This is a genomic window from Corynebacterium aurimucosum (assembly GCF_046895345.1).
In the GTDB taxonomy this organism is placed as follows: Bacteria; Actinomycetota; Actinomycetes; order Mycobacteriales; family Mycobacteriaceae; genus Corynebacterium; species Corynebacterium aurimucosum_G.
The window spans coordinates 1,684,469-1,703,497 of sequence record NZ_CP160096.1 but is presented as its reverse complement, the minus strand read 5'-3'; the positions used below and the strand labels follow the sequence as shown (position 1 = coordinate 1,703,497).

The 19,029-nt window shown below is 62.6% G+C and carries 15 protein-coding genes; 7 read left to right on the top strand and 8 right to left on the bottom strand.

The window, feature by feature from the left end; translation table 11 throughout:
* Positions 1-116: 116 nt before the first annotated feature.
* Entirely contained in the window at positions 117-431 is a 315-nt protein-coding gene (locus tag ABZS45_RS08050) for a DUF3017 domain-containing protein (RefSeq protein ID WP_412101159.1), read from the top strand.
* A 14-nt stretch (positions 432-445) separates the two neighbouring features.
* Here ABZS45_RS08050 and metX read toward each other — a convergent pair whose 3' ends face one another.
* The 3 genes from metX to ABZS45_RS08035 all read right to left on the bottom strand — a co-directional run bounded on the left by metX (position 446) and on the right by ABZS45_RS08035 (position 3,208).
* Positions 446-1,645 carry a homoserine O-acetyltransferase MetX gene (gene metX / locus ABZS45_RS08045; RefSeq protein WP_412099377.1) on the bottom strand — a complete coding sequence of 400 codons (1,200 nt, stop codon included), beginning with the start codon at positions 1,643-1,645 and terminating at the stop codon, positions 446-448.
* Positions 1,593-2,912: an O-acetylhomoserine/O-acetylserine sulfhydrylase gene (locus ABZS45_RS08040; RefSeq protein WP_412099376.1), complete on the bottom strand. Its 1,320-nt coding sequence runs from the start codon at positions 2,910-2,912 to the stop codon at positions 1,593-1,595. The genes metX and ABZS45_RS08040 overlap by 53 nt, the downstream gene beginning before the upstream one ends.
* Positions 2,913-3,010: 98 nt before the next feature.
* The gene (locus ABZS45_RS08035) at positions 3,011-3,208 is read right to left on the bottom strand and encodes a hypothetical protein (protein ID WP_412099375.1); all 198 of its coding nucleotides are present in this window, start codon (positions 3,206-3,208) and stop codon (positions 3,011-3,013) included.
* 279 nt (positions 3,209-3,487) lie between these two features.
* On the opposite strand from ABZS45_RS08035, the gene ABZS45_RS08030 reads away from it, so the two are divergent.
* From ABZS45_RS08030 to ABZS45_RS08020, 3 genes are read left to right on the top strand one after another with little or no spacing between them, the layout of a single operon-like run.
* The gene (locus tag ABZS45_RS08030; RefSeq protein WP_412099374.1) at positions 3,488-6,073 is read left to right on the top strand and encodes a nitric-oxide reductase large subunit; all 2,586 of its coding nucleotides are present in this window, start codon (positions 3,488-3,490) and stop codon (positions 6,071-6,073) included.
* Between the two features lie 3 nt (positions 6,074-6,076).
* Positions 6,077-6,730 (top strand): hypothetical protein, encoded by a 654-nt coding sequence (locus ABZS45_RS08025; RefSeq protein ID WP_412099373.1) that lies wholly within the window; start codon positions 6,077-6,079, stop codon positions 6,728-6,730.
* On the top strand, positions 6,731-7,567 hold the full coding sequence (locus ABZS45_RS08020; protein WP_412099372.1) for an SPFH domain-containing protein: 837 nt from the start codon (positions 6,731-6,733) through the stop codon (positions 7,565-7,567). It begins immediately after the preceding gene.
* 56 nt (positions 7,568-7,623) lie between these two features.
* Here the strand turns inward: ABZS45_RS08020 and ABZS45_RS08015 are convergent, their stop codons facing one another.
* Complete coding sequence (locus tag ABZS45_RS08015) at positions 7,624-8,226, bottom strand: MBL fold metallo-hydrolase (RefSeq protein WP_412099371.1); 603 nt, start codon at positions 8,224-8,226, stop codon at positions 7,624-7,626.
* Positions 8,223-9,530 (bottom strand): PLP-dependent aminotransferase family protein, encoded by a 1,308-nt coding sequence (locus ABZS45_RS08010; RefSeq protein ID WP_412099370.1) that lies wholly within the window; start codon positions 9,528-9,530, stop codon positions 8,223-8,225. Before ABZS45_RS08010 ends, ABZS45_RS08015 begins: the two co-directional genes overlap by 4 nt.
* A gap of 81 nt (positions 9,531-9,611) precedes the next feature.
* Between ABZS45_RS08010 and pdxS the strand changes: the two genes are divergently transcribed.
* From pdxS to ppc, 3 genes are all read left to right on the top strand, one after another.
* Positions 9,612-10,514 (top strand): pyridoxal 5'-phosphate synthase lyase subunit PdxS, encoded by a 903-nt coding sequence (pdxS, locus tag ABZS45_RS08005; protein WP_412099369.1) that lies wholly within the window; start codon positions 9,612-9,614, stop codon positions 10,512-10,514.
* A gap of 53 nt (positions 10,515-10,567) precedes the next feature.
* Complete coding sequence (gene pdxT / locus ABZS45_RS08000) at positions 10,568-11,251, top strand: pyridoxal 5'-phosphate synthase glutaminase subunit PdxT (RefSeq protein ID WP_412101158.1); 684 nt, start codon at positions 10,568-10,570, stop codon at positions 11,249-11,251.
* 99 nt (positions 11,252-11,350) lie between these two features.
* Positions 11,351-14,020 carry a phosphoenolpyruvate carboxylase gene (gene ppc, locus ABZS45_RS07995; RefSeq protein WP_412099368.1) on the top strand — a complete coding sequence of 890 codons (2,670 nt, stop codon included), beginning with the start codon at positions 11,351-11,353 and terminating at the stop codon, positions 14,018-14,020.
* Between the two features lie 253 nt (positions 14,021-14,273).
* Here the strand turns inward: ppc and ABZS45_RS07990 are convergent, their stop codons facing one another.
* From ABZS45_RS07990 to ABZS45_RS07980, 3 genes are all read right to left on the bottom strand, one after another.
* Positions 14,274-15,302: an HNH endonuclease signature motif containing protein gene (locus tag ABZS45_RS07990; protein ID WP_052750547.1), complete on the bottom strand. Its 1,029-nt coding sequence runs from the start codon at positions 15,300-15,302 to the stop codon at positions 14,274-14,276.
* 89 nt (positions 15,303-15,391) lie between these two features.
* Positions 15,392-17,419 carry a M3 family metallopeptidase gene (locus ABZS45_RS07985; RefSeq protein WP_412099367.1) on the bottom strand — a complete coding sequence of 676 codons (2,028 nt, stop codon included), beginning with the start codon at positions 17,417-17,419 and terminating at the stop codon, positions 15,392-15,394.
* A gap of 52 nt (positions 17,420-17,471) precedes the next feature.
* Positions 17,472-18,839 (bottom strand): PepSY-associated TM helix domain-containing protein, encoded by a 1,368-nt coding sequence (locus ABZS45_RS07980; RefSeq protein ID WP_412099366.1) that lies wholly within the window; start codon positions 18,837-18,839, stop codon positions 17,472-17,474.
* Positions 18,840-19,029: the final 190 nt, after the last annotated feature.

Below are 19,029 nucleotides of genomic sequence, written 5' to 3'. Positions count from 1 at the left end.
AGCGCCGAGCGCGCCGAGTTCCTCGGCGCCCAGCCCAAGCGCAGGCTGAAGACCAAGCCCCCAGCCGCGTGCGCAACCGTGGGGTCAACCACGCCCACGGGAAAACTGCGCCGCCGGTGTCTTTGGCGAACCCCCACGATGCGAACCTCAAGCCCTCGGCGCTGCCGCCGGCGGTGCAGTGGGTGGCCATTGGGCTGTTCGTAGTTGCGGTTGTAGTGTCGGGGTTTTACGCCGTGTTCGAGCACTGGCGCCGCGCCACGATGCTGCTAGGCGGGGCGCTGGTGTGGCTGACGGTGGTTCGCTTGACCTGCGACTCCTCCCGAGTCGGCGTGTTAGCTGTGCGCTCGCAGCGCTTCGATGCGTGGTTTACAGGCATCTTGGGCGCGGCGATGGTTTTCTTGGCTCTATCCATCGACGCGCTTGGCTCTTAGACGTAAATACTCATCTAGATGTAGTATTCGTCGCCGACGTACGCGGGACCCACATCGAGGCCATTCGGCGCGGAGAGTAGCAGGAAGTTGCGCAGGATGCGATTCATCTGCCGAGTCTCCGTTAAGAAGGCGTCGTGACCCACGGGCGAGACAATCTTGGCCATCGCTAGCAAGTGGTTGACGTTGCGGGAGATGTGCTCCTGCTGGTGATAGGGGTAGAGGATATCGGTGTCCACGCCCACCACCATCGTCGGCACTTGTGATGCCGCCAGCGCCTTGATGAGCCCGCCGCGCCCGCGGCCGACGTCATGCCGGTTCAGCGCCTCCGTGAGTACCACGTAGGACCCCGCATCAAAACGTTCCGTAAGCTTGGCCCCCTGGTAGTCCAGGTAGGAATTCACCGCGAAACGCTGGTTGAGCTCTCGGTGCGGGCCCAAAGGGTTTTCGCCCTGCTGCGCGGTAGCGCCGAAGCGCTCGTCGATTTCCTGCTCGCCGCGATACGTCAAATGCGCAATGCGGCGCGCCGCCGCCAGACCATCCCGCGGAGTCTTGTCCGTGAGGTAGTAATTTCCGCCATGCCAAAACGGGTCGCGTTCAATGGCGGAAATCTGCGCCGATTGGATGCCAATCTGCCAGCCGGACGCCCGGGCGGAGACCGCAATCACGCACACCGCGGACACGCTTTCGGGGTGCAGAAGACTCCATTCCAGCGTGCGGGCACCACCCATCGAGCCGCCGAGTACCGCATGCACACGCGAAATACCCAGCTTCTTCAAGCAGTCATGCTCGGCCTCCACCAAGTCCCGAATCGACAGGGCCGGGAAGCGCCCGCCCCACGGCTTTCCATCCGGGTGTAGCGACTTCGGCCCCGTCGAGCCGTTGCAGCCGCCCAGCGCATTAGTCGCGATAACGCACCAGCGCGTGGTGTCCAGAGCCTTGCCAGGCCCCACCAGGTCGGACCACCAATCCACCACGTTGGAATCACCAGTCAGCGCGTGCTCAACCACCAAGACGTTGTTGACGCCGTCGGGGTCGCCGGCGAAAGCACCCCAGCGTTGGTAGGCCACGTGGGCGTCGGCAAGCACGGCGCCTGCTTCCGTGGTGAAGTCACCAATGGGGACGACGGCGAGCTCGCCTTCGGGCGCGAGCTCCGGGATGGCGCTAACCAATGGCCGCGAACCCACGCTCGAGGTCGGCGATGATGTCGTTGACATCCTCGATGCCCACCGACAGGCGCACCGTGGCCTGCGTGATACCTGCTGCCTTGAGCGCGGCCTCGTCGGACTGGGAGTGCGTGGTGGTCGCCGGGTGCACCACCAACGAACGGGTATCGCCGATGTTGGCCAGGTTGGAGTGCAGCGTCAGCGCATCGATGAACGCCCACGCCTCCTCGCGGCCGCCGTCGATGTCGAAGGAGAGCACGGAGCCGGTGTAGGCGTATCCCAGCTTCTCCTTGGTGGTCTTGTACGGGGAGGAGTCTAGGCCGGCGTAATTGACGGTGGTGACCTTGGCGTGGGACTCAAGATACTCGGCCACGGCCTGGGCGTTGGCATTGTGCTTCTCGACGCGCAACTGCAACGTTTCAATACCATTCAACGTCAGCCACGCGTTGAAGGGGGATATGGCGGCACCGGTATCGCGCAGCAGGCCTGCGCGTGCCTTGACGGCGAAGGCTGGTGCGCCCAGGTCGGCGTACTTGAGGCCGTGATAAGCCTCGTCCGGGGTAACGAAGTAGGGGAAGACGGGCTTGCCGTCGCGCTCGACGGTCCAATCGAAGGAGCCGCCGTCGATGATGGCACCGCCGATGGCGGAGCCGTTGCCGCTGTAGAACTTGGTGGTGGAGACCACGACGATATCCGCTCCCAGCTCCAGCGGGCGGGCGAGCGCGCCGGTGGCGATGGTGTTGTCCACGATGAGCGGGACTTGGTTCTTGTGCGCCACCTCGGCGATGGCGGGGATGTCGAGGACATCGGCGACCGGGTTGCCGAAGGTCTCGCCGTAGAAAGCCTTGGTGTTTGGCTGGACGGCGTCCTGCCAGGAGGCCGGGTCATCGGGGTTCTCCACGAGGGTGACGTCGATGCCCAGGCGCTTCAAGGTAACGGTAAACAGCGTGGAGGTGCCGCCGTAGAGGCGCGGGGAGGTAACAATGTGGTCGCCGGCGGAGGCTAGGTTCAAAATGGCCGCGGTTTCGGCGGCTTGGCCGGAGGCGAAAGCTACGGCGGCCACACCGCCCTCGAGGGAAGCGAGGCGCTCTTCCAGCGCATCCTGCGTGGGGTTGGTTAGGCGGGTATAAATCGGGCCGGCATCCGAAAGGTTAAAGCGGTTGGCGGCGTGCTCGGCATCGTTGAAGACATACGAAGTGGTCTGGTAAATCGGCACGTTGCGTGCGTTGGTGGAGCCGTCCAGGTTCTGGCCGGCGTGGAGGGCGCGGGTCGCGAACGACCACTCGTTGACTGCGGAATTATCGTATTTGGTGCTCATGTCACACAGGCTAGACCAAGCGGTTCAGAGCTGTAAGTGACTTACCGAAAATTGCAGGCGAGGGGAAGAATAAAAATAGACCGAGCGGTTGGTTGCGGTTACTTTCGCTTCTTGATCAAGTACCACACACCCAAGATGGCACCGAAGATGAGGAGCGTTGCGGCGATGAAGACCATAGCTACCGTAACTGTCTGGTGGGGGTCGTTGAGGAAAATCATGGAGACGATGGCGGCGAGGAAAATGGCGGCAAAGAAGGTGATGAGCCAGTTGCGCTTGGTGTGTTCTGCGAAGTTCATACACGGTATTCTACGGAAAAGTCCGTTTTAAACAAGGCTCGCAGGGGTGATTCACGGGGTGGTGGCGGAGGGGCGGAAGGTAGGCGCTTTATTCCCTAAGGTGCGAAAAGTGGCGAAAATTCCAACTTTTGTCCGCCCCGTGGCGGGGTTAAAGTTTGTCACCATCTATTAAAAACGGATAAAGCCGTTCATAATGTGGGGGAGGTCTTCGGGCCTAATTGGAATCTTTGGCGCTGAGATTCTCAGCCTCAGCGCACCGTTTACAAGACAGGAAAACATATGTCCACTTCTCTCAACTCGCAGGACCGCCGGAGGCCGGTTCTGTCAGTGAGCAACGCGTGGGTGCAGGGTGTTGCCCTAGTCATGATCTTTGGCTTCTTAGTCATGGGATTCTTGGCTTACCGCACCTACACCGCGTCGATGCCGCTTCCTGAAAAAATCGTTTCGCAATCCACCGGTGAAACCGTCCTCACAAAAGAAGAAATCCTCAACGGTCAGGCCCTCTACCAGACGCGAGGCCTGCAGCAGTACGGCTCCGTGATGGGCCACGGTGCCTACCTGGGGCCGGATTACACCGCTGAATACCTGCGTCTGTCCCTGGAAAAGGCGCGTGAGCTTAACGACGCCAACGGGGTCCCCGACTTCATCGATGACGCCGATACCCCAGAGGAGGCTGTCAAGAAGGAGTTCCGCGAGAACCGGTATGACGAAGAAACCGGCGTCCTGGAATGGACCGATAACCAGATCGCGGCCTTCGAGTCGATCAAGGATTACTATGCCGAGTACTTCGGTCCTCTTTCTCATGAGAAAGGTTTGCCGTCCGAGTTCATCACCGATGAGAAGCAGATCAACAACCTGGTGGGCTTCTTCGGCTGGACCGCGTGGGCTTCGGCTGCCGAGCGACCCGGCCACGATTACTCCTACACCAACAACTGGCCGGCTGAGCCGCGCGTAGATAATGGTCCGACCGCGGACCTCGTGGTGTGGTCCGTGCTCTCCCTCATCGCGCTGATCGGTGGTACTGGCCTCATCTTCGCCATTTACGGCCGTTGGTCTAAGTCCATTGGTTGGCACGCGGAGGAGGCTCCTAACCTTGACTTCTCCCAGCCCGGCGAGGTGGGACTGACCAAGTCACAGAAGGTTGTGGCGTGGTTCGTCCTGGTGATTGCGCTGCTCTTCCTTATCCAGGCTCTGCTGGGCGCCGCGTCGCAGCACTACCGCACGGAGCTCACCGGCTTCTTCGGAATTCCTCTCCAGGAGATTCTGCCGTACAACGTCTCGCGTACGTGGCACCTTCAGCTGTCCCTTCTGTGGACTGCGGGTGGCCTGCTCGGCGCGGGTATCTTCCTGTCCTCCTTCGTGGGCAAGAAGGAGCCGAAGAAGCAGCACTGGCTGGTGTGGTTCCTGTTGGGCGCCATTGCCGTCGTGGTCTTTGGTTCGATGGCCTTCGAGTGGCTCTCGACGATGGGCTACATCAAGGAAGGCACCCTCTTCTCCCAGCAGTGGGAGTTTTTGGATCTGCCGCGCTTCTTCCAGGTTCTGCTGACCATCGGCATGTTCGTATGGATTGGAATCATCTTCCGCCAGCTACGCGGCCGCCTGAAGGACGAACACAAGTCCAACATGCCGTGGCTCTTCTTCTACGCTGGCCTGGCGATCCCCGCGTTCTACGCCGTGGGCAACCTCGCCGGTTCCGAAACCCACATCTCCGTGGCTGAGTTCTGGCGCTTCTGGGTGGTCCACCTCTGGGTCGAGGACTTCCTCGAGCTCTTCACCACCGTCATGGTGGCCTACGTCTTCGTACTCCTCGGCGTCATCCGTGAGAAGATTGCGCTGGGAATCATCTTCCTCGATATCATCTTGTACTCCACCGGTGGCGTGCTCGGCACGATGCACCACCTGTACTTCTCGGGCACTCCGGTCGAGCACATGGCCCTCGGCGCCTTCTTCTCCGCGGCTGAGGTTGTGCCGCTGACTCTGTTGACCGTTGAGGCTTGGACCTTCATGCAGCTCGGTTCGCGTCAGCGTGCTTCCGGCGATCGTCCGTTCCCGCACCGTTGGGCTGTTATGTTCCTCGTTGCCGTGGGCTTCTGGAACTTCCTCGGCGCTGGCATCTTTGGCTTCCTGGTCAACCTGCCGATTGTCTCCTACTACGAGATTGGTACCGCGCTGACCGCTAACCACGCGCATGGCGCCATGATGGGTGTTTATGGCTTCCTCGCCGTCGGTCTATCCGTCTTCGCGTTGCGTTACCTAACACCGAAGGATCGCTGGTCCGAAAAGGGCATGGCGTGGGCTTTCTGGCTGCAGAACCTCGGTTTGCTGTGGATGGTTGTCATTTCGCTGCTTCCGTTGGGCACCATGCAGCTGTACGAGTCTGTGGCTTCCGGCTACGTCGAAGCTCGCTCTCTGGGTTACATCACCGAGCCGGGCAACTTCATCATGGAATGGCTGCGCATGCCTGGCGACGTCATGTTCCTCGTCGGCATCATCCCGTTCCTCTGGGCGGCGGTGAAAGGCGTGCTCTACAACAAGGAAATCCCCACGGTGGAAGAGCACCCGAAGGATCCGCTCTTCAGCATCATCGAGCCGGACGCCGACGATCACGCGGGCGAAATCCCGGTCAACGCCACTTCGGGCGTGGGCCTCGTCTCCGGCGGCAAGGGCCGCGTAGATGACCGCACCTCTGCGCAGGTGGGCCGCCGCTACGGTTACATCGATGAGCGCGGAGCCTTCGTTGAGACCGAGACCCCGGAAAGCGGCCGCGGAGACTCCGCTGCCTCCGGTCCGCAGGATCCGAAGTTTGAAACCCGCACCAAGTGGGGCGGTACCTACCGCTCTGACCGCAGAAACGAAGAAGAGTAAAAGATGGTTGCACCGAGTCTCTTCACCCTGTTGTCGGTGTGCTATGGGCTGTTCCTTCTGGCAGCGGCATGGTGTTTCGATGCCATGGCACAGCAAACTGCCAATCGAACCATGGCCAATCAAGCAGGTACCTTCCGCTACCTCGAGGAACACGATGCATGGCAGTGTCCGGAGGACCAGTGGTTGTGGCCATCCAGCTTCGATCCGGAAAACCGAGTCATGCGATACCGCGCCAACCCGACGGTGTGTAACACCTGCCCCGTCAAGCAAACGTGCACGGTGTCGCATCACGGGCGAGAAGTAACTCGGCAGCTAGACCCGTGGCCCCACTCGGATTCCGGGCGATTTCACCGAGGCATTGCGTTGGCAGTAGCCGCCATGGGTTATTTGCTCCCGCTGGCGTCGTTGATTACTCACCACTCTCTCTCTGAAGTACTCATCATCCTCGCTGCCATCGCAGTCATCACGGGCCTAGGCGTCATCCCGTTGGCTCGCCACCTATGGTCCACCCCATCGAACGCACCCAAGATTGTGGTGCCGGAGATGGATAACCGTGAGGCTGAACTGGCTGCGCAGGTGGATCGTTATGGCTCCAAGTACGGGAAGAACCGCTTTGCTTCGGAGCGCAGACTATCGAATGTAAAGGAAGACATGTAGATGTCCGCATTTGTATTTTGGCCCATCGTCATCGGAATTGTCATCGCGCTAGTTGTCGTATTCCTGATGTACTCCCTTAAGGTCATCAAGCAATACGAGCGCGGAGTGTCCTTCCGGTTTGGCCACTTAAGGCCGCTCATGGAGCCGGGGCTGCATTTCCTGTGGCCGGGCATTGATAAGCTTGAGCGCGTCGACCAGCGCGTTGTGACGCTTACGATTCCTCCGCAGGAAATCATCACGAAGGACAACGTTTCCGTTCGCGTGAACGCCGTCGTGATGTTCGAGGTCACGGATTCTCGCAAGGCCGTCTTGGAAGTGGAAAACTATGCGGTTGCCACATCCCAGATTGCGCAAACGACGCTTCGTAGCCTGCTCGGCCGCGCTGATCTCGACGACCTCCTAGCACACCGCGAGGAGCTCAACACCGACTTGGCCACCATTATCAACGGCCAAACGGAACGGTGGGGTGTGGTTACTCGCATCGTCGAGATTAAGGATGTCGAAATCCCAGAAATGATGCAGCGCGCCCTTGCCCGCGAGGCAGAGGCTGAGCGTGAACGCCGCGCCAAGGTCATTTCTGCGCATGGTGAGCTGCAGTCCTCCCGGGAGCTGCGCGAAGCCGCCGAGGAGTTGGGCAAGGCTCCCGCTGCGCTCCAGCTGCGCTACCTCCAAACCGTGCTGGAGCTCGGCGCCGATCAAAACTCCACCGTCGTCTTCCCATTGCCCATCGACATCATGGGTGGGTTTATGGACAACCTCGGAACGTTCTCGAAGGGTTTCAAGGACTTCAACGAGAACATGTCTCGTCTGACCCAGAAATCTGACACCACCGAGTAGAACCAGCCCGGTACACGACAAAGGGAGGCCGCTTAGGCGGTCTCCCATTTTTATGCTCAGACTTCGATGGATTCCCCCGGGGCTAGGCGCTGATAGCCGGTCACACCTACGCGTTGGAGCATGCCGTCGGTGATCTGTTTGCCGGCGTCGGAAAGCACGGCGTCATGGATGGGCACCGTCATGCGCGCGCCGATGCTCATGGCGTAGTCCGCGGCGTCTGCCCCACGCACCCACGGGCCGGCGATGGGGAGCAGGAGGACATTTACCGTGCGTCCCTTAGGGACGCACCACTGGTCACCGGGATGCAGCACTCCATTGAAGAAATAGCCCAGGTTCTCCGGACGTGGGATATTGGGGTGGATCTCCTCGTGGAGCCCTCCCACCGCGAGGATTCTCAGGCCCAGGACTTCGAACTCCTCGCTTGCGTGGACTGCGGTGCCGGAACCGATGGCGTCTACGGTCTCCTGCGTTCCCCAGACCGGCAGGCCGCTCGCACACACGGCGTCGACGTCGAGGTGGTCGCCATGTGCGTGCGTGAGCAGCACCGCGTCGGCGCCCTCGAGGCAGCTCAAATCGGAGAAGGGACCTGGGTCTATAACAATGCGGCCCTTAGGTGCTTCAACGGCGACTGTGGACTGCCCATGCAGAGAAAGCTTCATGACTCCCACGCTAGCGCTTTGTTCACCAACTCGAGTGCGGCGGCGAGCTCGACATCGCTTAAGTGGCCAAACCCCAACACCACGCCTTCCTCGGCGGCCACGCCGCCCCAGTAATCGCTGAGCGGGGTGAGTTTTAGCCCTAGAGAAGCCGCGCGGTCGACCACTGCGTTATCGCACAACAACACCGCATGGAGCCCACCGTGGATGGGCAGGAGCGTGGCGGGGGAATCAGCAAGCGCCGTTTGTACTAAATCACGCCGGCGTTTGTAGGCACGGCGCATCCGGCCGGTATGCCGTCGGAGCGCGCCGCTGGCCAGGTAGTTCGCCAACGCTGCTTGGGGGATAGCGCCGACGGGCTGGCCGAAGATCTCCCGGACCCGATCCACCGCCGAGCGTAAGCTCGGCGGAACGACCAGATAGCCGCAGGCAATCGACGGGGAAATCACCGAGGAAAACGTGCCCAACAAGACGGTGTGCTCGGGAGCGAGCGCGGCCAGCGCGGGCAAGGGCTGGCCGACGTAGCGCAGCTCGGAATCGAAGTCATCCTCGATGATGAGCACGTCGTTGCTGCGTGCCCATTCGACGAGCTCCGCGCGCCGGGCCGCCGGCAGGGAACCGCCATAAGGGTGCTGGTGGGAGGGGGTGACGATGAGAACGTCGAGGTCAACGGTGGGGACGGTGACGCCGTGGGCGTCGGTGGGGACGTCGACAAGCGTGTGGCCCAAAGCTTGGGGAACCCGGCGCAGGCTGGGGTAGCCGGGGGATTCCACGCCTACACGCAACTGGCCGCCCAGCGCGCGCAGCAGCACCGACAGCCCGTCGCGGGCGCCGGCGGTGATGACAACGTAAGCCGGGTCGACCGTCAGCCCGCGCATGTGGCGCAGGTGCGCGGCCACCTCGCGGGGGAGATCACCGGAAGGATTCACCGCGGCCTTGCGCCACGCCGCCCTCCATTCGGGGGTGATGATTCCTTCGGTATCGGGCAGACCGGGGGTCAGTTCCACGCGTGGCGGGGCAGGGGAGGGCCGCGGTGCGGGGTGAGGCTGTGGGGTGCGCCCGTGAGGCAGGTGCGGGTTGATGATGGTGCCCGAGCCAACCGACGCGGTGAGGTAGCCCTCGGCGGTGAGCTGCTCGTAGGCGGTGACCACGCTGCCTCGGGAAATGTTCAGATCGCGCGCCAGTGAACGGGTTGACGGCACCTGTTCACCGGGCAACAGAATGCCCGCCGCGACTTGGGTGCGGAGGGCTTCGGCAATCTGCACCGGCAGCGCGCGCGTATCAGATGGGTCGAGACGGAAAGACACGACCCCATCATAAGTGGTCTAATTCAACACTCTAAAAATGGCTCTTGTCTTGGACCAATTTTCTGGGCCACTATGTGAGCCATGACTGAACAGAAGAATGAACAGGGACGCGCCACCACGCGCGTCAAGCGAGGATTGGCCGACATGCTCAAGGGCGGCGTCATCATGGATGTCGTGACCCCGGAGCAGGCTCGAATTGCTGAAGACGCGGGTGCGTCCGCCGTCATGGCGCTGGAGCGCGTGCCGGCCGATATCCGCGCCCAGGGCGGCGTGGCTCGCATGTCTGACCCGGACCTCATCGAGGGAATCGTCAATGCCGTGGACATCCCGGTGATGGCGAAGGCGCGCATCGGCCACTTCGTGGAGGCACAGATTCTCGGTGAGCTGGGCGTCGATTTCATCGATGAGTCCGAGGTGCTCAGCCCGGCCGACTACGTTAACCACATCAACAAGTGGGACTTTGACGTGCCGTTCGTCTGTGGCGCTACCAACCTGGGCGAGGCCCTGCGCCGCATCACCGAGGGTGCGGCGATGATTCGCTCCAAGGGCGAGGCCGGCACTGGCGACGTCTCCGAGGCTGTCAAGCACCTGCGCACCATCAAGGGTGAAATCGCGCGCCTCCAGAACCTCGACCGCGACGAGCTCTACGTCGCAGCCAAGGAACTGCAGGCGCCGTATGACCTGGTTGCTGAGGTTGCGGAGACCGGCAAGCTGCCGGTCGTGCTGTTTGTCGCTGGCGGTGTGGCCACGCCTGCCGACGCCGCCCTCGTCCGCCAGATGGGCGCCGAAGGCGTCTTCGTCGGCTCCGGCATCTTCAAGTCTGGTGAGCCTGCGAAGCGCGCGGAAGCCATCGTTAAGGCTGCCACCCTCTATGATCAGCCAGCCGAGCTGGCCAAGATTAGCCGCGGCCTGGGCGAGGCCATGGTGGGCATCAACGTCAACGACATCCCCTCCCCGCACCGCCTGGCCGAGCGCGGTTGGTAAACGCAGTGCGCGCAATGAACCGCGCGATGAACACAGAGCGTGCAAAGGGAATGATGACGGCGGCGGAGACGGCACGCCCGCTCGTCGGAGTGCTTGCGCTGCAAGGCGGAGTGGAAGAGCACATCGCTGTGCTGGTGAGCCTCGGCGCTAAAACACGCCGGGTGCGCTTGCCGCAGGATCTCGACGGGCTGGACGGAATCATTCTGCCGGGCGGAGAGTCGAGCACCATCGATAAGCTGGCGCGCTCCTTCGGCGTCGCGGAGCCGTTGCGCCGAGCCGTTGAGGGCGGGCTGCCGGTTCTTGCCACCTGCGCGGGGCTCATCTACAGCGCTCGCGAACTGGAGAACCCTGCACCGGGCCAGCAGACGCTAGGGCTTATCGACGTCACCGTGCACCGCAACGCCTTCGGGAACCAACGCTTCTCCGAGGAACGTACCGTGCCCGTCACGATGGAAGGCCAGAGGTCCGGCGAGCCTCTAGCCATCGAAGCGAGCTTTATCCGCGCGCCCATCGTTACCCGCGCGGGCGAGGGTGTCGAGGTCATCGCCACCGTGCCCCTGCCCGCCCATGACATTGTTTCCAGTGGTGAGGGAAGTGATGCTCGCGCACGAACTCGTCCTGTCGCGGGGCGCGAGGCTATTGTGGGCGTGCGACAGGGCACCGTCACTGCACTGAGCTTCCACCCAGAGGAGAACGGAGACTCCCGTCTCCATGCCGCGTGGTTGGCGTCGCTCTAGGCGGAGGCAGCTAATTTAGCCGTTTAACTATCGCTCGATAGTGGTCTGGGCTACATTGAAGGCTAAACGCTGAAAAGATCACGTCCAGAAAGGCCCGCTGTGAGCACACCCGCCCCAGAACAAGTCCGCGAAGACATCCGTTTCCTCGGCCGGGTGCTCGGCCGGGTCATCGCGCAGCAGGAAGGCGAAGACGTCTTCGAGCTCGTCGAATCGACCCGCCGCATGGCCTTCGACGTGGCGCACGGCGATGCAAAGCCAGAGGACCTCGTCGCTATTTTCCGTGACCTCGACATCACCAAGGTCAACCTCGTGGCCCGAGCGTTCAGCTATTTCGCGCTCATCGCCAACCTCGTAGAGGATCTGGATGACGAGTCTGTCGAAGCGCCCGTTTCCTTGCGCAAGACATTCGCCAAGCTTAAGGAAGAAGGCGTCGCACCTGCCGACGCCGCCTCCGTCATCCGCGGTGCGTACGTTGCCCCCGTTCTCACCGCGCACCCCACCGAAACTCGCCGCCGCACGGTTTTCGACACCCAGACCCGCATCAAGAATCTCCTCAAGGAAGCTCACCGCGGCGGCGACATGGCGGCAATCGAGAAGGAAATGTACCTGCGCATGACACTGCTGTGGCAGACTGCGCTGATTCGCATCGCCCGGCCTACCCTTGAAGACGAAATTGACGTCGGCCTGCGCTATTACAAGCTTTCGTTGCTCGACCAGGTCCCCGCCCTCAACCGCGCTATCCGCCACGCCATGCGTGAGACCTTTGGCCAGCAGCTGCCCGATTCCCCCGTCGTCCGCCCTGGCTCTTGGATTGGCGGCGACCATGACGGCAACCCCTTTGTCGATGAGCACACCCTGACCTATGCCACCCGCAAGGCCGCGGCGACGGTGCTCCAGTACTACGCCGACGAGCTCGGCGAGCTGGAGCGCGAGCTCTCCCTGTCAGACCGCTATTCCTCCAGCTCCAAGGAGCTGGGCGCGCTTGCCGACGCCGCCCACAACGACGAAAAATCCCGCGTCGACGAGCCCTACCGCCGGGCCATCTTCGGCATCCGGAAGAAGGTGCTGGCGAGGTTGGAGGGGGAGGCGTCGCCAAGCGCGTATGCGTCGCCGGAGGAGCTCAAACGTGACCTGGACGTGATCGACCGCTCGCTGCGCCAGTTCAACGATGACATCATCGCCGATGACCGCCTTGCCCGATTGCGCTCGGCGGTGACGACGTTTGGCTTCCACCTTTCGACGCTGGATATGCGCCAGAATTCGGAGTCCTTTGAGAACGTTCTCACCGAGATTTTCGCCGCGGCCACCATCACCCCGGACTACCGCGCGCTGGGGGAGGAGGAGAAGGTCGCGCTGCTCGTGCGCGAGCTGCAGACCAATCGGCCGCTGCTTTTCCCCGGTGCTGAGAAGGAATTCACCGAGGATACCGCGAAGGAGCTGGGCATCTTCCGTGCGGCGGCGCGCGCTGTGCGGGACTTTGGGCCGGAGTCGGTGTCGCACTGCATTATTTCTATGACGGGAACCGTCTCCGACATTCTGGAGCCGATGGTGCTACTCAAGGAGGTGGGACTGAGCGAGGTCGATGTGGTGCCGCTATTTGAGACCATCGAGGATCTGAAGGCGGGCGCCGGCATCCTGGAGAAGCTGTGGCAGGTGCCCGTTTATCGCGCGCATCTGCGCTCGCGCGGGGATATCCAAGAAGTCATGTTGGGGTACTCGGATTCCAACAAGGATGGCGGCTACCTGCAGGCAAACTGGGCGCTGTACGACGCCGAACTGGCCCTGGTTGAGTTGTGTTCGCGTCATGGCGTAGAGCTGCGCTTGGCACATGGCCGCGGTGGCGCGGTGGGCCGCGGCGGTGGTCCGACCTATGACGCGATTTTGGCGCAGCCGAAGGGTGCGGTGTCGGGTTCGGTGCGCATTACCGAGCAGGGTGAGGTGATTTCTGCGAAGTATGGAGCTCCGGAGACCGCGCGCCGCCACTTGGAGGCGTTTGTTTCCGGAGCGCTGGAGGCATCGTTGTTGGATACCGAGCCCATTACGGATCCGGAGCGCGCCTACGAGATCATGCGCGAGCTGGCGGCGTTGAGTGGCGTGGCCTACCGCCAGCTTGTCGACGACCCCGGGTTCATCACCTACTTCACCCAGTCCACCCCGCTGCACGAGATTGGTGATCTCAACTTGGGCTCGCGCCCGACCTCGCGCAAGCAGACCACCGCGATTACGGATTTGCGTGCGATTCCTTGGGTGCTGTCGTGGTCACAATCCCGCACCAACATCCCGGGCTGGTTCGGCGTGGGCAGTGCGGTGACGGCGTGGGTGCAGCAAGCCTCCGGAGGGGAGGTTTCGGGGAGCGAGGAGAAGCGCTGGGAGGAGCTGCGCGAGCTGTACCGCACGTGGCCCTTCTTCCGTTCTGTGTTCGCGAACATGGCGCAGGTCATGGCTAAGGCGGAGATGCAGCTGGCGCGCCTGTATGCCAACTTGGTCGACGACAAAGAAATCGCGGACCGTATCTACGGCCTGATTTCCGAGGAGTTTGAGCGCACCCGCGAGGTCTACCTTAAGGTCACCGGCAACGCGGAGTTGGTTAGTGAGAACCAACGCCAGGCGCGGTCGCTCAAGCGTCGCTACCCGTACCTGCTTCCGCTTAACGCCATCCAGTTAGAGTTGCTGCGTCGCTACCGTAAGGGCGACGACCAATTCCTGGTGTCCAAGACCATCCAGGTCACGATGAACGGGTTGGCCACCGCGCTGCGCAACGCCGGCTAATCCGCCCGCCCGCCACACCGCACATCCGGCCCAACCGCTCGGCCCGTCAACCCCCACGTCCGTTCAACCCGCACGGCCCACATTCCTGCGGGACAGGCTTGAGCGCATGACCAGTTCCGTGAGTTAAGCCGGCACGCCGAATGCCCCGCGAGGAAGTGATTTCCTGCGGGGTACGACCAAACAGTGCTGGAAGAGTGCCCTGGCGGAGCGGGGCACACTGGTGCGCAAGATGACCTTGAGGTTTGTTGAAGCGTTAGTTGAAGGCGCTGGTGAAGACCGGCGCGGCGTCGTATGGCGGGATCCATGCCACCCGCCCGCCGATGCGATCCATGTGGCCGCGTGAGGGCGGGGCATCGGGGTCATCGTCGTTGACGCCATTATGGTAGGGGCACAGTGGCACCAGGTTGAGGATGTTGGTGGGCCCGCCGCGGGCCCAGGCCTTGATGTGGTGGATCTGGCACTTCTCAAAGGGAACCTTGCAGCCTTCCCAGGCGCAGCAAGGATTCTCTGCTGCCAAGGCGAGGCGCTGCTTGGCGGTGGCGAAGCGCTGGAAGCGGAACACATCGAGCGGGCCATGCTCGCGGCTGACCGCCACGATGATCCCCTTGTCCAGCAAAGCGCGCTCCACCAGCTGCGATCCGGTCATCGTCGCGCCACTGGTGGTGCGGACGATGAACTCTTCGCCGTCCTTGTCGGTATTGCCCTTGAGCAGCTCGGCGTAGTCATCAAGCTGCAGGACCGCCATGGTGGCAACCTCAGTCTTGACGCCACCGCCGTCCAGATTCTCCAAGAAACTCTCGCCGGGGCGTTCCTGGTCGATGCCTTCGAAGACGCCGGTAAGCTGCAACGAGTCCGCGGTGACCGTGAGCGTGGCCAGACCGTTGCCATGCTGGGTGAGTTTGGCGCGCTCGGCATACGTGCGGGGCTTGCGCATCTGGCGCAGCTTTTTGCGCGCTACCTTTTCCACCAGCTCCGCGCTGGTCTGGCATAGCTCCACACGCAAATCCCACGCTTTGTGGTGGTCCCGAACTTTGGCAACGAAGTGCTCGATGAGCTGCAAGGTCACCAGCCCGTGCCCGCGCCGGCGCGCGGCTTCCACTGCCGTGCGCTGCTTCTTCGTCGAGGATGTGTACCCGAAGTAGGTGTGGTGGAGGGAGAGGAACACGGTGGCGTCGGCAGGCGTGGCGCCGAGGGCCACCAAGTCAGATTCAGACAGGCCCGCGCACTCGGCCACCAGGTCAATGGCGCGGCCGAGGGCGGCGAAGAACGTCTGTAATCTCATACCCCGCAGCCTAAAAGCACTCCACCCCACCCCCAAGCCCCGAACTAGCCATCCGATGAAATCTGTGGATAGCTAGTCGGCACTCGGCTTTAGGCGCCGGCGAGGCCGCGGCGCTTAAGCAGCGGCGTGACGTCCTTGTCGCGGCCGCGGAACTCGCGGTAGGCCTCCGTGAAGTCGCGAGACGCGCCCTTCGACAGGATGACATCGCGGAACTTCTGACCGGCCTCGCGCAGGTCGGTCTGCTCCTTGAACCACTCGAAACCATCGGCATCGAGGGCCTCGGCCCACAGGTAGGAGTAGTAGCCCGCGGAATAGCCACCGGCGAAGATGTGGTTGAAGTAGGTCGAGCGATAGCGCGGCGCGATGAGCTCGTTGTCCAGCCCGGCCGCGCGCAGGGCGTCGGCCTCAAACTCGGCGACAGCCTCCGGGGTAGCCTCCAGCTTGGCGGCCTCGGCAGCACTCAAGGAATGCCACGCGAGATCGATAATCGACGCCCCCAGATACTCCGAGGTGGCGAATCCCTGGCCGAACTCGGAGGCGTCGGAGATTGCGGCGAGAAGCTCGTCCGGAATCGGTTCGCCGGTCTCCACGTGGCGGGCGTATTCCTTGACCAAGTTCTTATCGAGCGCCCAGTTCTCGTTGATCTGCGAGGGGAACTCCACCCAGTCGCGCGGCACGTTGGTGCCGGCGAAGGTGGGGTAGCGGACGTCGGAAAGCAGGCCATGCAGGGCGTGGCCGAATTCGTGGAAGACGGTGCGGACCTCGTCCATGCTCAGCAGCGGTTGGGAGCCGTCGGCGGGCTTGGTGATGCCCATGACGTTGACGATGACCGGCTTGCGCTCCAGCAGACGGGACTGGCCCACGAACTCGCTCATCCATGCGCCGCCGCGCTTGGTGGGACGCCCGAAGTAGTCGGTAAGAAGAAGACCGATCCCCTTACTCTCGTGATTGCCGTCCCGCACCTCCCAGACGCGAACCCCCTCCGCGTAGCCCTCGAGGTCATCGCGCGGGGTGACGGTGATGCCGTAGAGGCGCTCGGCGGCGGCAAAGACGCCCTTCTCCAGGACCTGGTCGAGTGGGAAGTACTTGCGCAGCTCCTCCTCATCGAGGGAGAAGTCGCGGGCGCGGACCTTGGATTCCCAATAAGGCCAGTCCGCGGAGCTGAAACCCTGGCCGTTGAGCGTTGCTTCCTCCGTGAGGAGCTTCTGCTCGCCTTCGGCGTTGGCCGCGGCGGCGGGGGCGAGGTCGAAGAGCATGGTGCGGGCGGCGTCGGCAGTCGCGGCGGTTTCCTCGGCGATGACGTAGTCGGCATGCGTGGCAAAGCCCAGCAGCTCGGCTCGCTCGGCGCGCAGCTGCACGGCCTCGATGAGCCCCGGGATGTTGTTCTCGGAGCCCCTGCTTGCCGACGCCGCATACAGCCTCCCCCTCGCATCCTCCCGCGCCAGACGGCTCAGCTCCGACTGCACGGTCGGCAGCTCCAGCGGGATGACGAAGCCCTCGCGGCCTAATGCTTCGGCATCGGCCTTGGCGGAGGCGATGCGCTCGGCGGGCAGGCCCTCGAGTTCTTCCTCGGTGAAGGAGACCGCGCGCTCGCGGGTAGACGCCATGAGGTTGCGGCCAAATTCTTCAGAGAGCGCGGAGAGGCGCTGGTTGATCTCGGACAGGCGGGCCTTGCCGGCCGCGTCGAGGTCGGCACCCTTGCGGGCAAAGGTGCGCAGGAGGTGGTCGTGGAGGCGCTGGCCTTCCGCGTCGTCGGCAGGCGGGGTGGCTTCCTTGATGCGCGCGTAGAGCACCTCGTTCTGGTAGATCGCGTCATAGTGCGCGGACAGGCGCGGGTAGATGTCGGCGGCGATCTCCTCCATTTCATCGGTGACATCCGTGCCGGAAAGGTTGCCGAAGACGGCCATGACGCGGTCGAGGTCCTGGCCGGAGCGCTCGAGCGCCTCCACGGTGTTTTCCCACGTAGGCGTGGTGGGGTTGTCGGTGATGGAGGCGATTTCGGCGTCGTGAAGCGCGAGTGCTTCGTCGAAGGCGGGGCGGTAGTGCTCGACCTTGATCTCCGCAAACGGTGGGAGCTGGTAGGGCAGTGTGGAGGGTGTCAGAAGTGGGTTAGTCATAAGAAACTACCGTACCTAATAAGCTCCGCTCTATGTGATGGCTTTCACTAAATTATCCGACCGGGATTGGCGTGCGTTCCCTGCGCGGGGCGGTGGCACGGTTCACAAGGATGACATCGAGAATCAGGAACGCTGCCAAAGTGATTCCTAAGAGCGGCAGGAAGACGCCCACGGTGGCGGCGAAAAGCGCGCCCAACCCTGTGGTGGCCCAGGAGAAGTGGGCAGTCGGGAGGAAGCGTGGGCGACGTTTCCACCACATGTAGTACCCCAGTACTACGAGAGCGGCGGTGGCGAGACCCAGTGCGAGCAGTGCAATCTGCAGTGGAAGGCCGAACATGATGCCCATGTGCAGGTATATGCCCCAGCTGCTGAGCTTGCTAAACAGCGGCAGGCTGGAGAAAGGCTGGCGGTCGATGACGTCGCCGGTAGTGCCATCTACCGAAATTGCATCGGAGGTGGTGCGCCATTCCACCCAGCGTTCGCTGACCTGCCAGGCGGAGTTGGCGTCCTCCGGTGGGTACAGGCGCAGCGGTCCGGTCAGCCCCTCGGCGCGGCCGGTGGCAAGGACACGTTCGGCCTCGGCAGCCACGTTCGCGCTTGACGACGCCCCTCCAACCCCATGACCTTCATGTCCTTCATGGCCGGTGTGCTCATGCGTTTCAGCGGTGGTGCCGGGGAGGGCAGTCTCGATGGGGGTGGCCTTCCAGTTCATGCGCTCGACGAGGGAATCGACGTTGTCGCCGGCCAGACCGGACCAGGTGATGCCGGTGGCAGAGAGGCCAAGCAGACCGATGAAGATCCAGGCGCCAACAGTGGAATGCAGGCGGGTGGCCTTCCAGCGGGCAGAGCGCTTGGGCTGCTGCTGCGCTGCGTTCGAGGTTGCCTTGTTCTTCGGACGGCGGCGAATCCACCACATATAAAGTCCGCCGCAGGCCATGACCCACAACCAGGAAGCGGCCAGCTCCGAGTAGAGCTCACCGACCTTGCCCAAGCGGAAGCTTTCGTGCAGGGAGGAAATCCAGCGGCGCAGCGGCATCTCACCCAGGCCCGAGTAGGTGGGGTAGTCCCCGATAACTTCAGCGTTGGCGGGGTTAATAAAGACGGTGCGCTGGAGGCTTTCGTCAATGCTTTCATCGGAGACCAGCACGCGCGTCGAGTCTGTGGGTGTAGTCGCAGGCCACACCTGGGTCACAGGCATATCTGGGTGCTCGTGCTGTGCGGCCTGGATTTGTTCTTCCAAGCTCACGGGGTGCTCGACCGCCGGAACGGTTATGACGTCGCGGTACACCACCTTCTCCAGGGTGGGTGCCATGGCATAGAGGCAGCCAGTCAATGCCGCAACGAGGATGAAGGGGCCGACGAACATACCGCCATAAAAGTGAATGCGCTGAATGAAAGATCGCAGAGCCGTCCGACTCATAGGTAGTGCTCTTTTCAGGGTCTATGGGTAAGTGCCCATTCTGAACGTTCGCGGGGCGCTCAGGAGGGGCGATGGACAGGCGCTGATATCAACTGCACTAGTAGTCGGAGGCGATGGTTTCTCGGTTCCCGAAAATTGAAAAACTTTTTAACTAACTGGGTTCCTCGGTGTTCAAAGGATGAAAACGCGC